Here is a 16,432-nt window from a genome sequence, read left to right as displayed (position 1 = left end):
CGAGCTCTTTTTAGTCACCATTTTACTCATTATCCACAGCTTTTAAAAACAATATTCTCACTATCGTACTATCTAGCGAATGTAAGTAAAATATTTTTAAATAACAACCGCCGCTAAAGTATATTATTAATCTTTCAAACATACTACCATTTTACCAAGATGTTAACCATAATTGCGGATCTAAATTGTCTTTATCTCTCCAAACTTGAAAATTTAACGTACTGTTATTCCCACTACTCACAGCCAGCTTGCCAATTTTTTGCTTTACATTGACAGTATCCCCCTTCTTAATAAACACTTCCACTAAATTCGAATACACCGTCAAGTAATTTCCATGCCGTACAATCACAACGTTATTATCCCCCGGGATAAACATGATTTCCGTCACTACACCCTTAAACACCGCTCTAACATCAGCATTCCGGGACGTTGTAATAGTAATTCCTGCGTTATTTAATTTCACCTGTTTAAAAACGGGATGTACATTCACCCCAAATTTTTCAGAAACAAACCCCTGTTCAACAGGCCAAGGTAACTTTCCTCTATTTTTAGCGAAATCGTCAGAAATAAGTTTCTCTTCTGGTGTTAATCGATATGTAGAATTTTTACTACCCGACTTTTTAGTCTGAGCAGCAATAAGTTTCTCTAACTCTTTTTTAAAGCGTTCTCTATTCTTTATTTCAATATTCAACTTTCGCAAAAGCTCTTTTTCCTTCTTCTTCAAATCCGCTACATACGTGTTCGCTTCATTTTGTTCCCGTATCAATTGATTATTTTGAGAGGCAATTTTAGACTGTGTTTCACTTTTCAAAGCCATTAACTTACTCAATTCTTTATTGATGGCAGTCAATGAATCATTTGTCTGTTCAATCAACTGAATCTGCCGCTTGGAATACTCCTGAACCTGTTCAAAATATTTATACCGGGCATAAGCCTGGGCAAAACTTGAAGAAGAAAATATATAGATCAACTTATCCGATTCATTCCTCTTTTTCCAAGTCTCGTACACCATCTTAGAATAGAACTTCAACATCCGTTGCTTATCAGATTCCAAACCCAATCTAACAGTCTCATTCTTTTTAATTTGGCTGTCAAGATAATTCACCTCGTTCGTGAGAGATTGAATCATCTCCTTTCCCTTACCGATTTTCTGGTTAATAATTGAAACTTTCTGTATAGTAGAAGATTTATCTTTACGAGCATTTTCCAGTAATTTATTTAAATACGCGATCTCCCTCTCCGTCTTTTCATTTTTCTTTTTAATCGCGTCAATCGACTGCGAGTAAGAAAAAGTGAAAGAAAACAAGAAAATCACAATCAATATATTACGACAAATCTTCATGCTAATTCATCCTTTTATACTTACTAGGTATTCTAAAATTAGGTGAAACTTCCACGTCAAATTCCAACCGATCAAAATTCAATATAACCTCCCAATTATCATTATCCGAAAATACATTAAAAGTTATTTTTTCAGGAAACAATTTTCCACTAAAATCCTTTATATTATTGTATTTCACCATCATTCCCACACCTTCTTCCAAATCTTCGATAGAAACAGCATTAGGCCGGAAACAATCCGGATCAATGTGTATCTTCTGTAACACCAAAGAAAATTCTTTATTCTTTCTCCTTTTCTTGTATAGCTTTTTCAATTTCCTACCTAAAGCCTTCTCCTCCAAACTATACAAAACATAATCGTTACCCGACCTATCAAACTTATAACGTTTTCCCCGTGCGGTCTCTGTAGTACAAGATTCAAAATCAAAGAATTGATTTGTCAGTATCCGTTGAAAACAATCAAACGTCAACCCCACGTCAAAACGTTCAGCAAAATAGCTATAATCCGAAACAAAATATTTTTTCTCTCTGGGACTCACAAATTTAACGCTATCCGGGGTTAATAACAATCGAGCCACATCAACACCCAAAGAAGCACTAACCGAAATCCATATAAAACTATCTCTCTGTATTCTCAAAATAGCTTTAAGACTATGAGAACTCTTGCTATCTTTCAAAAATAAATCAACTTTCTTCGCATATATCGTGTTATAATCTAACTCGTTAGAAATAATATTCTTAAACAATTTTCCTTCGGTAATATTCGGCAAATCTCTACGACTTTCCGTAACCTCCTTCACGGATCTACATGACACTAAACACAATAAAACCAATAATAAAACACAACTACTTCTCATGATCTACCGATAAACCATTCTCTATCTTATTTTTTAAATCACCACATTCTTCATCACCCAATTCCAATGCCTTCCGCCACATCTTTACAGCCTCTTCCTTCTCCCCGTTCATAAACAAAATATCACCATAATGCTCATACAAAACCCCACTCGGACTCTTCTCATTCTCGATAGCCGAACGCATATAAAATTTAGCCAAAGAATAATTTTTACTTTTAAACAAAACCCACGCGTAAGTATCCAAAAAAGTCGAATTATTCGGATCTGCACTCAATGCCGTTAAAATCATCTTCTCAGCCTTATCCAAATGTTCATTCCGCAATGAAAGATAATAGCTATAATTATTCAACGTCATGATATCACCCGGGTTTATCAACAAAGTACTATCAAACATGGCAAAAGCCTGTTCAATACTATCTTGCTTATAATACACCTCACCAAGATAAGCAAAAAATTGAGCCTTAATAGGAGAATTATCCGGAGACAAGACAAGCCCTTGTTCCAAATATCCCTTTGCCCTCTCCAAATCCTTCCGAATCAATAAAGCCAAACTGACCATTACATAGGGTAACGGTTCATTCGGAAAATACTTCAAGCACTCTACCCCACCCCGATACATGGCAGCCGTATCTTCCAGTTTATTATATAACATCAACAACTCTTCCCAGACCAGATAATTATTCTTCTCCTTAGAAATAAGAAACTCCAGCTCTCCCCTACACTCCTCCAGCCTATTATATCGCTTTAAAAAATCAGCATTCAAAGTTCTAACCGCTATATCCTCGGGATACTTATCCAACAACAATTGTACGTAAGAATAAATATAATCCAAAGAAATATTCGAATCATTTTGATTCACCAACAACTTCAGCAAATATTGAACTTTCAATCCATTCTCCACGTTATCATTCAACAAAGCCGAACGAATATATTTTTCAGTATTTAGCGTATCATTTTTTGTACGATAATAATCAGCCAGATAAAGTCGTACAAAACCATTATCCGAATCATTCTTTACAATCTTGTTCAGCAATTGAAGACCTTTTTTCTCTTGATCATGTGACAAATACAATTCAGCCAATAAACCCAAATAATCCGTTTTCTCAGGATACTTCTTCACCAACTTCATGATCTCAGTCGAGGCACTCTTCACATCATCCATTTTAGAATATAACTTGGCCTTCTCTATAATAGCAGGCTCACTTATTCCAAACTGTTTCTCGTAACGATCCAACACATTTATAGCCTTATCCCACTTTTCAACAGAAGAATACAAATCAGTCTCCACGACATAAAAATCCTCTCTATCAGGATGCAACAATATCAATTTATCATATACCTTACACGCCTCTTCAATCATTGATTTTTTCTGCAAAATATTCGCCAACAGCAAATTATACCAAATATTTGTCGGCTCCAATTCCACAGCTTCCCGCATCAGTTGCAAAGGTAACGTATAATCATCTCCTAACGCCAGTATACTGGACAATTCATAACGTACAGCAGCACTTCTGTTATAGATCTTCATACACTGATCGAAACAGGCAATAGCAGACTTTAAATCACCTAAAATCTTACAACGCACCCCCTCCATGAAAGCATAATCAAACTGTACTTTAGCCTCACCCTCCAAAGTAGGTTCTACCGCTTTCTTTTTATCAGCAAAAAGCTGAGTAGTACACAAAAGCAATAAAAAAACAAATAATAATCGACCTCGTTTAGTCATTATAAATGATTTATTGTTTACCCGTGTGACCAAAACCACCCTTTCCCCTCTCCGTCTCGCTCAACGTTTCCACTTCAATTAATTCAGCTTGTTCAACTTTATTAATCACCATCTGGCAAATTCTGTCCCCATCATTAATCTGCACTACCTCATGAGACAAATTCACTAGAATCACCCCGATTTCCCCTCTATAATCAGCATCAATCGTCCCCGGAGTATTTAGCAAAGTAATCCCCTCATTTAAAGCCAATCCACTTCGCGGACGCATCTGAGCCTCGTAGCCATCGGGTAATTCGATAAACAAACCCGTGGGAACAAGCTTCCTTTCCAAGGATTTCAACATGATAGGTTCATCAATATTAGCCCGTATATCCAAACCGGCAGATGACTTCGTCTTATATTCCGGAAGCGGGTGCTTCGATTTATTCACTATTCTAACTTTCATACTCACTGTAACTTTGAAAATCAATTACATTTTAACTAGTCTCATAAATTGCGCTAAGATAGCTATTTTTTATGAATTAATTTATACATAAAATCTTTTGTCAGCAAAAAACTCATCTCTCTCCTTATAAAAATATACACGAAGAGTACAAATAACGGTAAACGAGCCAAACAGGTTACCAAACTACTATCAAATTTTATATAACCACCGACAAAATAAAACAATAAACAAATCACGAAATAAAAAATAATCTTAGGTACATCATAATTGATCTTGTAAAAATGCCTTCCCAGTACAAAAGACAAAATAGTCATAACCAAAAAACAAGTGAAAACAGAATAAGCAGATGCCATAAAACCTACCTTCGGCAAAAAAATCACGTTTCCACCTATCGTGATCACGCAGCCGATAACCGCCATATAAGCCCCGTATATTGTTCTATCCGTCAATTTATACCACAAAGACAACGAATAATAAATACCCTGAAACAAATTAGCCATCAACACCCAAGGCAATATCGTCAACCCGCTAAAATACTCCGACCCCAAGAAATATTTCAATACATCGAGAAAATACATGACACCCAAAAAGATCATTAAACCGAATCCGGTAAAATAAAGCAGAACATCCTGATATATTTTCTTTGAATCATTATGTTTCGCGTAATTGAAAAAGAAAGGTTCAAAAGCAAAACGAAAACCTTGCGTGAAAATATACATCACCAAAGCCAATTTATAACTTGCCCCGTATATCCCGGTAATAGCCAAAGACTCCTCTCCATCTCCCAATATTTTAGGCATCAAAATCTTATCTCCCTGCAAATTAATCATCCCGGCAACACTCACGATCAAAATCGGGTATGAATATTTCAAAATATCTTTCAACAAAGAGAACGAGAAAACAAACTTAAACCGGAAAATATAAGGAAACAACATCACCAGCGTACAAACAGAAGCAACCAAATAGGAAATGAAAATATAAACCACCCCACCGTCAGCTTGATAAAAAGGAACGTGAATCCCTTTCTTTTCCAAAAACGGACAAAGCAAATAGAAAAATAAATTCAATCCCACGTTAATCATTATATTCACTAACTTGATAACGCCGAAACGAAGGGCTTTCCCCTCCATTCTCAATAGGGCGAAGGGCAAAGTACTCACCACATCAATCGCGATCGTTACAATCAATAAAACGAAGTAAATCGGGTGGTTCCCCACCTCAAGAAAACTGACAATTCGCGGGAGAAACAAAAAACAGAGTAATAAAAACAAAGTTGAAGTAAAAAGCAAAGAAGTCAATAAAGTTGAAAACACCCGATCCTTATTATCTTTCGTTGCGAAACGGAAAAATCCCGTTTCAGTACCATAAGTCAATAATACGACCAACAAAGCAACATACCCCATCAAATTTGTAAATATACCATTATCGACGGGAGAAAGTACCCTGGTATACAGTGGTACCAGCAACCAATTTATAAATCGTCCGAGTATTGTCGAGAAACCATAAATTACGGTTTCACCCATTAGCTTTTTTAAAGGATTCATAATAACTTTGTCTTCATTAAATGTGATTCAACGGACAAAAGTAACAAGTTCCCAATAACAATATCATATATATATATTATCTTTTATTTTTTTAAAAAAAGATATGAGGATAATGATAGGCTGTGAGTTTTTGGTATAAAAAATAAGAGATTCTTTTGTTTTAATCGTTATTATTTGTGGAGTCAAGAGTTATTCACAGGTTATGATTTTATTAATGATTGATAATGAGATTTATTCTTGAGTTATCCACAGTAGTTAGTAAAACAGACTTTGGAAAAGTTTTCAATAAAATTCATGTGAATTCATGTTAGTATTTTGTAGAAAGGAATTGGAATAATTTGAATAACTATTCTTGTATTTTTGAATACTATTATTACTTGAATTCAAAATCGAGAAATCAAAATAAAGTTATTCTTTTTAGTTCTTTTTTTATTCACAGTTACTAACGGGGATACTAACACTTCAATATCATAAGGTTTCACATCAGAATTCGGGAAGGATTAGAAAAGGTAATCGTTGCAAAATAATCCGGTATTAGGTCCGATTTAATACGGCAAATGAAAATAAATACATGATTACATCCGGATCACTACCATGTAAAACGCTATTAGAACGCTATTAAAACCCTATTAAAACGCTATACCGAATAGCGTTTTAATAAGACTTTATAAGCCTACTAAAAACTTTATAACCGGAAATGATCTGCTAGTGGTAATGATTTGTAAATCTAATTTTAATAGAAATTCTATAGAATACAATATGATTATAGTTATATCTGTAATATTCAAAAGAATAACTTAATTTTTATACCGAACTCTTGTTAAATGAAATAGAACACATGAACAGTAAGAGCAGATGTAATGTATTGTCTGAGTAGTTTTTTTATTAGCTTTCTATAAATGTATATTATATAATATAATGAAATAATAATAATTTTTTAATCAATATATTTGGATTAAAAGATATTTATTTTATATTTGTGTAATAGAATATAATAATCTGATAGAATGAAGATATTCCCAGATTCAGTCATAGATCAATCTTATGAACAGATAATATTTGAACACAATAAACGTTCAAGTTTATTATATTCTATTATCATTTTTGCATTGGTTGGAATATTTATTTCGTTCTTTTTTATTCGTATAGATGTTGGTACATCCGTTGTAGGGACAGTGCAGTCTCGAGGAAACATAATGGCGCTAATATCTCCTGCTGATGGTATTTTACATATTTTTAACATATCTGAAAATATAGAAGTGAAACAAGGAGATACAATTTTTATAGTTAGTGATTTAAAGACCAATCATAAATATACTGTTTGTTCTCCTATTGATGGTATCTGTACTAATACAAGCAAACTAGTTGAAGGTTTGAAAGTTTCATTGGGACAGCAACTAATTGATCTGATTCCTAACAGTGAATTATGTGTAGAGTGTAATGTATTCTCTAAAGATTTAGGTTTGTTAAGAGTAGGATTACCTTGTAATATTCAGGTAGATGCTTACAATTATAATCAATGGGGTATGTTGAAAGGAATGTTAGTAGAAATAGCAGATAATCCTACAGTAACTTATCAGGGCGTATTTTATAAAGTGTATAGCAGCTTGGATAAAGATTACTTGGAACTTAAAAATGGTCATAGAGGATATTTGAAACGAGGGATGAATGTTAATTGTAGATTCATAGTAAATAATCGAAGGATTATTGATCTATTATACGATAACGTTGAAAATTGGATTAATCCTTTAAAATAGTTTTATTATTAACTTAAACTAAATTATTATGAAAAAATTTGACTTGGCAATTTACGAGGTTGAAGAAATGAACCAAAAAGAACTGACAGAAGTTAATGGAGGAGTAGCATTCTGGACGATAGCAGGTGTTATTATTGCATTTGTTGCATTAGTGTATACCATATATAGAGATAGTAGACCACCGCAAACAATTCATACAACTGATCCTACACCTCCTCCTTATGAAATAAATGCACATATAACTATTGATTCTATTACAGTTGCACCTGGTTATGGATATACTATTACTGGTAATGGAATTGATATAACCATTACAATACGGCAAATATCAGATTAATTAGTATATAGAATGAGCGTGAATATGTTAAAATTATTCCTATTATTTTCCATTTTAATGATATGGTCATGCGAGAGAGATCATGTTATTGTGAAATTCATGTTTAACGATGTTGGTCACATAGTTTTTCCTCTCTCAATAAATGATTCATTAGTATATGGTATTTTTGATACAGGTGCGCAGTCATCATTGATTGAAAAAAAGGAACAAAATAGAATAGGATTAGATACATCTGCTAAAAAAGTATATAGTTTTTTTCCTCACACGGGAAAGAATCCGGTTTTATTTCAAAAATCTATCAAAACTTCTGTATCAATTTGCCACATGCAATTGAAAAATCCTATTGAATTTAGTATTGTAGATGGAGAACATAATTTCTCAGTATGGGGAAATGACATTATCGATCAATGTAATTGGTTGTTCGATTTTGAAAAAGATGAATTGACAATTTCATTTGAACCAATAACTTTTGACACAAATCAATGTGTATCTATTAAATACAGAGATCAACTCAATCTTAAATTTTGTTCATTATATTGTAAAGGCATTGGGCTGTTAGATAATGTAATGATAGATTCTGGGGCATCTTGGACGTACATTATAAATGATAGTGCATTCTATTCTATATGTTTATCTCTTCCCGATTCATTAAAAGATAAACGTAAACGTAACTCAAATTTACGTCAGTATACTGAATTAGAAAACCACAAATCTGATACTATAAACTATTATTTTCCTTTAGTTAACTTGATGTATCACAGTCTCCTAATTTATGAGGGTTGTAAGTATTATTCTGATAATGCATTATTTGATATAATGTCAATGAATGGAATATTAAGTCTATGTTATGCACAAGGATATTCATACATGTATTTGAATACGACGGATAAAATAATTTACTTGAAACGATGAAGAGTGGTGTCTGCATAAAACAACACGATATAACCGATTGCGGAGCAGCATGTTTGTCTTCAGTTGCGGCATATTATGAATTGCAGTTACCTTTAGCTAGAATTCGTCAAATTACTCACACGGACCGTCAGGGTACTAATTTTCTTGGTATGGTTGAAGCTGCACAGAAATTAGGGTTTGCCGCAAAAGGTGTGAAAGCAATAGAAACCATTAATAATCGAAGTATTGGCAAAAAAAGTAGTTTATACAAAATACCACTTCCTGCGATTGCCCATATAATATTGAATGGAAAATTACAGCACTTCGTGGTTATTTATAAAATTGGCAGAGATAAAATATGGATTATGGATCCAGTAACCGGAGAAATAAAAGCAGAACTAATCGAAGAGTTTATGCAAAAATGGACAGGAATGTTGTTGTTGATTGTTCCTGACGAAGATTTTGTAAAACGAAACGAAAAAGTTTCTATTATTTATAGGTTTTGGTTTTTATTCAAGCCACATCGAAAAGTGTTTATACAGGCTCTATTCGGTTCGCTTATATATACTGTGATAGGTTTGATTTCTGCAATATGTATACAAAAGATAATAGATTACGTTATTCCTGAACGCAATTTTAACTTGTTGCATTTGATATGTATAATATTGATAGTGTCTACGTTGCTGTCTGTATTTATAAATTTTGTACGGTCAAAAATGATGCTGCACGCTGGGGTACAAGTAAATACAAGATTAATACTTGGATATTATCGTTATCTATTAAAGCTTCCACAATCATTTTTTGACTCTATGCGTTCCGGTGAAATTCTTTCGAGGATGGCTGATGCTGCACGCATTAATACATTTATAAACAGTACATTACTGACAATCGTGATAAACGTATTTACTGTAATAGTCTCTTTTATGTTGATGTTTTCATATTATTGGAAACTTGCAGCCATTATGTTGTGTACAATTCCGATATATGCTGTGATGTATTACTTTTACAATAAAGTAAATAAAATAATTAAACGTAAAATAATGGAACAAGGTGCTGATATGCAGTCGCAACTTGTTGAGACTATTAATGCCGCAGGTACTATCAAACGTTTTGGTATAGAAGATTATGCAAATTTAAAGACAGAGGAACGATTCGTTACATTAACTCGTACCGGTTGGAATTCTGGAATGTATGGACTGAATCTCGGTGCAGCATCGGGATTATTTTCAGGGTTATTCTCTGCAATATTATTTTGGGCTGGAACATCCTTTGTCCTTGACGGAATAATTACTCCTGGAGAACTTATGTCTTTCAATTCTTTAACAGGATATTTTATGGGACCTGTCATTGCACTATTAAACGTAAACAATGTGTTTCAGGAAACAAAAATTGCAGCAGAACGGTTATTCGAAATATTTGACAGGCAGCAAGAAGATGATGACCAATATAAAGTTCCGTTTTTGCGTAGTTCATGCGGTGATGTGATTTTTCATGACATAACGTTTAGATATGGTTCAAGAGAAATTATATTTGAACATTTTAATATATGTTTTCCATCAGGTAAAGTAAGTGCTATTGTTGGCGAAAGTGGGAGTGGGAAGAGTACAATTGTATCATTAATCCAGAATCTTTATCCTCTTCTTTCCGGCAAAATTACTATTGGTGGAATAGATATAAAACATATTAGTACAAACGATTTGCGTTCAGCTGTTATTGCTGTACCCCAGCGTATAGACCTATTTAACGGTTCTGTTGCTGATAATATTTTACTTGATGATTTGGAACCTGATTGGGAACATGTAAATGATCTATGTAGAAGATTAGGAATAAGAGAGTTTGTAGATAAATTACCACAAGGACTAAAAACATATATTGGTGAAAACGGGATGCAACTATCAGGTGGACAACGTCAAAGAATTGCCATCGCAAGAGCATTGTATCGTAATCCTGAAATATTGATTCTTGATGAAGCGACGTCTGCACTTGACTCGGAAGCAGAACAAATGATTAAGAATATAATCAATGATTTGCGCAAAAATAATAGAACAGTGATTTTGATAGCTCATCGTCTCAGTACGATAATGAACGCAGATAAAATATTTTTACTTAAAGACGGGAAACTTGTGGAACAAGGCTCTCATGAAGAATTGATAAATGCGAATGGCAAATATTTTAAAATGTGGGAGATACAAACCGGAAATATTTGATTTGGCTTTCCATGAAAAGACGTTGTGATGTAATAATTAGAGATAAGGCTGCTAGAGACTTTATTTTCAGAAATATTTACGAAAAACTTGCTCCAGTAAAACTTTTTAAAATGCTATTATGATGAATTTTTATAATTTGAAAGTGATTGCCACTTACAACTCTAAGTTATTGTTGCGGAGTTGGTTGTTTCGGGTCTTCTTTTTGTTGACGTTTTGTTGGATTCTCTTGTACCAAATATTGTTCCAAGCAAATCCCTTTGTGTCGATAAATAACGGTTTAATAACCTTGTCTTCATTTTTCCCTTACATGAATGCTTACTTGTTTGTTGGATTACAAGTTATTCCGCTAGTCTTTCTAGTAGGTATGTTCTTGACAAAAGAGAGAAAGTTGGATTCGATGGACATGGTTTATTATCGTCCGGAGAGTAATGTCGAGTATGTACTAGGTATGGCTGCTGGGTTTGCATGGGTGTTTATTATGATGGCGATAGTGTCCTTATTCTTCGGTTTTTTATTGCATTTTTTCGCCAGTGATTCGCCAGTGAATGTGTGGATTTATTTGTTTTACTTGATTACATTTATTGTTCCATCACTCGTTTTTATGTTGAGTCTTTCTTTTTTTATTCATACTTTGATCCGTCATCAGGCATTGAGTATTTTACTCCTTTTGATAGTAGTAGGGTGTTTGATTTTTTATGTTGGTAGCGTTGGACAAGGTATTTTTGATCCGTTTGGGTATAGTTTACCGAATACTTTTTCGAGCGTAACAGGACATTCAGATTTAACAGGTTATCTTTTACAGCGGTTATGTTGGCTGTTTGTAGGTTTTGGTTTTCTTGGATTCACAATATGTTTATTCAAACGGCTTTCCAATAGCCCGGAGAACCAGATGTGTGTAACAGGACTTTCTATTGTTTGCATGATAGCAGGTATTACGGTAGGGAGTCTTGTTTATTCTTTGTACTCCCAAAAAGTCTTTGCAAGAAAGGTTTATACGGAGACTTTCAATAAATACAATAATGTGCCGAAAGGCAGTGTGGTTTGTCATAATATAAGTTTTGAACAAAGAGGTGATGAAATGAGCGGGAAAAGTATTCTATTGATACAAAACCGTACACAGGAAACATTACCGGAAATTATTCTTTATTTGAATCCGGGTTTAGAGGTACTTTCGATTAAAGGGGAAGCGAATTTACCATTTGAACGGGATAAACAGGTGATACGAGTACGCCAAAAATTGTTACCTGACGAGGAAATAGCATTAACAATAGAATATCAGGGTGGAATAGACGAGCAGGTATGCTATCTAAGTGTGCCTGATAATGTCTTATTCAGCCAGGAAGATAATACTTATCTTCAATGTCGATATGGAAAAAGATACCTGTTTTTGGATCAAGATTTTACTTTTTTGACACCGGAATGCTTGTGGTACCCGATGACAACTCCCCCCGTGAACCCGGCACAGCCGTATGAAATATTCCCGGATTTCACGTTTTATTCGTTACAAGTGTTGAATACCGAAGAACGGAGAGTTATAGCACAAGGAAATGAAGAAGAAATAGATAATGGGGTACATTTCACGAATCTCCTTCCGTTACCTGGAATTTCACTCTGTATCGGTAGTTACGAGAAAAGAGAGATAATTGTTGATTCCGTGCAGTATGAACTTTATCTTTTTAAAGGACATGATGATATTTTAAGGGGATTGGAAGTCTTGTCTGATTCATTACCAGAACTAATCCGGGAAATGAAGAAATCTATTGAATATAAGATGCATTATTCTTATCCTTATTCTCGTTTGAAGTTGATTGAAACCCCGATTACTTTGACGAGTTTCTTTCGTCAGGAAAAAGGAACGAGTGAATTTATTCAACCTGAAATGGTTTTTCTACCGGAACGGGGAGTTGGAGTATGGTCTGATTACAGTATACTAATGGAGCAGATGAAGAATCAGGAGAAGAGAATGAGTTCTTCCGGGATTAGTTTTGATAATACCTCTAGGGTAGATAGGCTTCGACAGGCAGTTCTTTGTGGTTTACCCAATTTATTGATGAATACCGTAATTGCAAAGTATAATAGCTGGCAAGGGTTTATACAAAGATTTAATCCTTCCGCAATTAAGAACGTGGCAAGAAGTACTACTTCGACTCGTCATAACTTGTATTATGCTAGTTCTATGTTTTACGATTATTCACTTTATTTTTGGTCGAAAGATTATCCCATTATTAATACTGTATTGTTAAATATGTTGCAGCGTCATCCACAAAATTTGTACGAAGAATATGCTATAGATTACCTATCCTCTCATAGTTTTGAAGAATCTTTCTATGACAGAGAAATTGAACCAGCTGTTTTCAACGGTTTATTACAGATGAAATCGAAAGAATTGATCCGAAGGTTAGCTATAGGGAATATAACAGAAGAGCAGGTTTTTAATTTTCTGAATGAATATGTTGCAATTCGTCGTTTTCAAAATATTGATTTTGATCAATTTGACGAGACTTTTGGTCAAAAATTTGGTATTCGTTGTAGGGATGTGTTGTCTTCTTGGTATACGAATAAACAATTGCCTGAATTTTTGATAAAAGATTTTAAGGTCGAGGCTGTGGGATTGGATGAAGAGAAAGCTAACAAGATGAGACAAATCATATCTTTAAGCAGTTTTGGAAATATTATTGGAATGCATGGAGAAAGTTCCAAAGTACGTCTTACTATTTTCAATAATAGTGATGTTGATGGGGTGGTATCACTTCAGGCTCAAAATTACACATCTTCTTTTGGAGCTACACTTACCCGTAATTATTTGATAAAAGCAAGGAGCGGAAAAGAGATTGTAACTCATTTCGATGGCGGTTTGGTTTCACTGAATACCAATTTATCATTAAATATACCGGTGTTGTTGAATGGAGATATGGGTATAGCGGATGACGAAATAGATGATTACGAGAGGGATCTCGAGTTATTTTATTTTTACCCTGATAAGGATATGGTAACGATAGATAATGAGGATGTAGGTTTCCGTATTGTACAGTCTTCACCTAAAAAACGGTTACGTGATTTATTTGTCAAAGAACAAAAGAGTAAATATCAGAATATAAGGGCAGTATCAATTATGGATGGAGTTAAAGTGCAACCAGGCTATATTAAAAATGCATATGCTTATGGTCTTTCTAAACGTACTCATGCTTTTATGATGCAGGGCGGAGGTGCAAGTATGGAATGGACGACTCAGATTGAGCGGGAAGGTGAGTATAATATTTACGCTTATATGCCGCCTAAAATAATGACAATCAAAATGAATAAACAAAATATGGTGCCTGCGGTAACGAGTAAAAATGCAGGATTTAAACAATATTATACTCTAATAAATGGTAGTGAAAATAGAGAAATTATTGGAGAATGTGATGGAACACATGGTTGGATATTATTGGGACGTTACCGACTTTTTCCGGGGGAGTGTAAGATCGTGTTGACTGACGAGGGTGAGAAAGATCAAGTTCTTCTGGGCGATGCTATCAAATGGAAATATGTAGATTAACGTGAATTCAATAAGGACGCTGATCAGAAATTTATTTAGGGATACCCTTCAAATGAATTAATTAAATAATTTTCATTTGAAGGGATATTCAGTAGGGATATTCAGTAAATTCCTAAAAATAGCAGCAATACTTTTTTAGTTGCTGCTATTTTAGTTTTTTTTACACGTGTCCCCGGTCTACTCTTGAAAAAACACGATAAACTGTGAAGGTAGTGCATGCTTTTCCCGGGGAAGCGCTCTTGTCTTCCCCTTTTCACGTCATTATTGTCAAGCGACCCTCTTCTTCTCTCTCTCCTAGACTTTCTCGATCATCTTGACGGCGTTGGCGGTATGTATCCCGAAGAAAATCCACAAGATCTCGTTTTCCTTGATCCTCGCCTTTATCTTGTCAAGTGAATAATGTTGTTTCCGGGTGCCGAAGCTACCCTCTAGGCGAGTGGCCCTTTCCCTGGAGAGGGCGGAACGAAGTTGCTTTCGTTGGTCCTCGTCAGCGGCCACCCTTCCCTTTCGAACGAAGGAGGTGTGAATCCTGCGTCTCGTGCAGTATTTACGGTTGGCGTTGGTGACGTGAATGGCATCGGCCGCCACGGCTTTAACGCGCGTCTTGAACAGGCGTTGTTGCAACTCGATACATTGTTGCAACCGGGTACCCTCGTTGAAAGCGTTAAAAGAGAGGTGCTCGATGAAAGAGATCCCGTCTACCTGGATGTTGTTGACCTTGGCCCCGAACTCCACGCTTCTCGTCTCTTTCCCCCTGACGATGGGACGGGTGTAGTGCTTGTCCACGCTCACGATCCGGCCGCTTACCTTCTGCCCGTCAAACAGTCGTGTTTTCTGGTCGAGAACTTTCTGGATGACCGAGAAACGCTCGTGGAAACCCGGGGACAGTCCCGGTTCTTTCCCTCGCTTGTCAAGCACCTCTTTCATTTGCCCGACCTGTTTTCCAAGTAACCGGAGCAACCCCCGCTTGATCATCCGGGTGGAGGAGCGCTTCCTCTTTCGTTTCTTGCTGTACGCCAGGTAACGCCGGCTAACGTCAGCGAACTTGTTACGGGGGCAGCGTTGACCGGGTTCCCGTGAAAAGCGAGACAGGTATTGTTGCAACTAGTTCACGCTTTCCCACAACAATTTCGGGCTGGTGGGATAGCGTGAATAACTCTCGTAACACGTCGCGTCCGTCATGCAAACGTGTAAGTTTTCCAGGTAAGGCTTCCAGGCCACCGCCAGCACTTCCTGGACTCGTTCCACGTTTAATAACCCCGCGATATCGGTGCGGATGGCGCTCACGATCTTGTGGTTCGTTAACGGCCGGGAGGGATGAATGTAAACCCCGCAAAATAACTGGAAATGAATGTTACCGTTGAGGTGGGACACCAGGTCCGCGTCCGAGAAACCCGTGTAAGACTTCAACAACATCAAGGCCACCTTGCCTTCAGGGGAGAAGAGCGAGGGACGACCCACGCGGCTTGACACCAGGCCGGTCGACTGGCAAAACGACTTGAACGGGAAGAGAGCGTGCAAACGACCCAGCTCGCTTGACTCGAAGCTAGACTTGTAACATTGATAGATATCAAATTCTGTAAACCCCAGAGTCGGTTCTAGTCTTGAAATTTTTTGTATCTTTACCATCGTGTTCTTGTTTGATTACCCCCGTTTTTGGCGATCAACCTCTTATCGCGGGGAATAATTAAAGATACAAAAAAGCCAACTAATTCATTGCAAATTAGTTGACTAAATTTTAATATTTTACAAATATCCCTTGAAAGATATCCCTAAATACACTACCGGT

Annotated in this window: 10 protein-coding genes and 1 pseudogene; 5 read left to right on the top strand and 6 right to left on the bottom strand. The window is 35.7% G+C overall.

The features are described 5' to 3' along the window. Positions 1-151 precede the first annotated feature (151 nt). The 5 genes from D8S85_RS13025 to D8S85_RS13005 form a co-directional block, all read right to left on the bottom strand. Positions 152-1,342 carry a murein hydrolase activator EnvC family protein gene (locus tag D8S85_RS13025; RefSeq protein WP_106481045.1) on the bottom strand — a complete coding sequence of 397 codons (1,191 nt, stop codon included), beginning with the start codon at positions 1,340-1,342 and terminating at the stop codon, positions 152-154. A 1-nt stretch (position 1,343) separates the two neighbouring features. Continuing rightward, entirely contained in the window at positions 1,344-2,198 is an 855-nt protein-coding gene (locus D8S85_RS13020; protein WP_106481044.1) for a DUF4292 domain-containing protein, read from the bottom strand. After that, positions 2,188-3,924, bottom strand: coding sequence for a tetratricopeptide repeat protein (locus D8S85_RS13015; RefSeq protein WP_106481043.1), 1,737 nt, complete (start codon positions 3,922-3,924; stop codon positions 2,188-2,190). The genes D8S85_RS13020 and D8S85_RS13015 overlap by 11 nt, the downstream gene beginning before the upstream one ends. Positions 3,925-3,934: 10 nt before the next feature. Further along, positions 3,935-4,369 (bottom strand): dUTP diphosphatase, encoded by a 435-nt coding sequence (dut, locus tag D8S85_RS13010; RefSeq protein WP_106481042.1) that lies wholly within the window; start codon positions 4,367-4,369, stop codon positions 3,935-3,937. Between the two features lie 62 nt (positions 4,370-4,431). Further along, positions 4,432-5,892 carry a lipopolysaccharide biosynthesis protein gene (locus tag D8S85_RS13005; protein WP_228423220.1) on the bottom strand — a complete coding sequence of 487 codons (1,461 nt, stop codon included), beginning with the start codon at positions 5,890-5,892 and terminating at the stop codon, positions 4,432-4,434. A gap of 1,028 nt (positions 5,893-6,920) precedes the next feature. On the opposite strand from D8S85_RS13005, the gene D8S85_RS13000 reads away from it, so the two are divergent. The 5 genes from D8S85_RS13000 (at position 6,921) to D8S85_RS12980 (ending at position 14,643) form a co-directional block, all read left to right on the top strand. Then, positions 6,921-7,670, top strand: coding sequence for an HlyD family efflux transporter periplasmic adaptor subunit (locus D8S85_RS13000; RefSeq protein ID WP_106481040.1), 750 nt, complete (start codon positions 6,921-6,923; stop codon positions 7,668-7,670). A 28-nt stretch (positions 7,671-7,698) separates the two neighbouring features. Next, complete coding sequence (locus D8S85_RS12995; RefSeq protein WP_106625281.1) at positions 7,699-8,007, top strand: class IIb bacteriocin, lactobin A/cerein 7B family; 309 nt, start codon at positions 7,699-7,701, stop codon at positions 8,005-8,007. 12 nt (positions 8,008-8,019) lie between these two features. After that, positions 8,020-8,919 carry a pepsin/retropepsin-like aspartic protease family protein gene (locus D8S85_RS12990; protein WP_127075204.1) on the top strand — a complete coding sequence of 300 codons (900 nt, stop codon included), beginning with the start codon at positions 8,020-8,022 and terminating at the stop codon, positions 8,917-8,919. Further along, a complete protein-coding gene (locus tag D8S85_RS12985; protein WP_127075202.1) occupies positions 8,916-11,105 on the top strand; it encodes a peptidase domain-containing ABC transporter in 2,190 nt (729 codons plus the stop codon). Before D8S85_RS12990 ends, D8S85_RS12985 begins: the two co-directional genes overlap by 4 nt. 403 nt (positions 11,106-11,508) lie before the next feature. Then, positions 11,509-14,643 carry a hypothetical protein gene (locus D8S85_RS12980; RefSeq protein ID WP_127075200.1) on the top strand — a complete coding sequence of 1,045 codons (3,135 nt, stop codon included), beginning with the start codon at positions 11,509-11,511 and terminating at the stop codon, positions 14,641-14,643. 294 nt (positions 14,644-14,937) lie between these two features. Here D8S85_RS12980 and D8S85_RS12975 read toward each other — a convergent pair. After that, positions 14,938-16,272: pseudogene (locus D8S85_RS12975) on the bottom strand (transposase). Positions 16,273-16,432 lie beyond the last annotated feature (160 nt).

This window comes from Butyricimonas faecalis (genome assembly GCF_003991565.1).
Lineage (GTDB): Bacteria > Bacteroidota > Bacteroidia > Bacteroidales > Marinifilaceae > Butyricimonas > Butyricimonas faecalis.
Note: the sequence above shows the minus strand (reverse complement) of the source record. Positions and strands in the feature narration are given on the sequence as shown.

Bases quoted from the DNA above. Each gene is read 5' to 3' on its own strand.
- D8S85_RS13025 (WP_106481045.1), bottom strand. From the start codon at position 1,342: ATGAAGATTTGTCGTAATATATTGATTGTGATTTTCTTGTTTTCTTTC.
- D8S85_RS13020 (WP_106481044.1), bottom strand. From the start codon at position 2,198: ATGAGAAGTAGTTGTGTTTTATTATTGGTTTTATTGTGTTTAGTGTCA.
- D8S85_RS13015 (WP_106481043.1), bottom strand. From the start codon at position 3,924: ATGACTAAACGAGGTCGATTATTATTTGTTTTTTTATTGCTTTTGTGT.
- dut (WP_106481042.1), bottom strand. From the start codon at position 4,369: ATGAAAGTTAGAATAGTGAATAAATCGAAGCACCCGCTTCCGGAATAT.
- D8S85_RS13005 (WP_228423220.1), bottom strand. From the start codon at position 5,892: ATGGGTGAAACCGTAATTTATGGTTTCTCGACAATACTCGGACGATTT.
- D8S85_RS13000 (WP_106481040.1), top strand. From the start codon at position 6,921: ATGAAGATATTCCCAGATTCAGTCATAGATCAATCTTATGAACAGATA.
- D8S85_RS12995 (WP_106625281.1), top strand. From the start codon at position 7,699: ATGAAAAAATTTGACTTGGCAATTTACGAGGTTGAAGAAATGAACCAA.
- D8S85_RS12990 (WP_127075204.1), top strand. From the start codon at position 8,020: ATGAGCGTGAATATGTTAAAATTATTCCTATTATTTTCCATTTTAATG.
- D8S85_RS12985 (WP_127075202.1), top strand. From the start codon at position 8,916: ATGAAGAGTGGTGTCTGCATAAAACAACACGATATAACCGATTGCGGA.
- D8S85_RS12980 (WP_127075200.1), top strand. From the start codon at position 11,509: ATGGTTTATTATCGTCCGGAGAGTAATGTCGAGTATGTACTAGGTATG.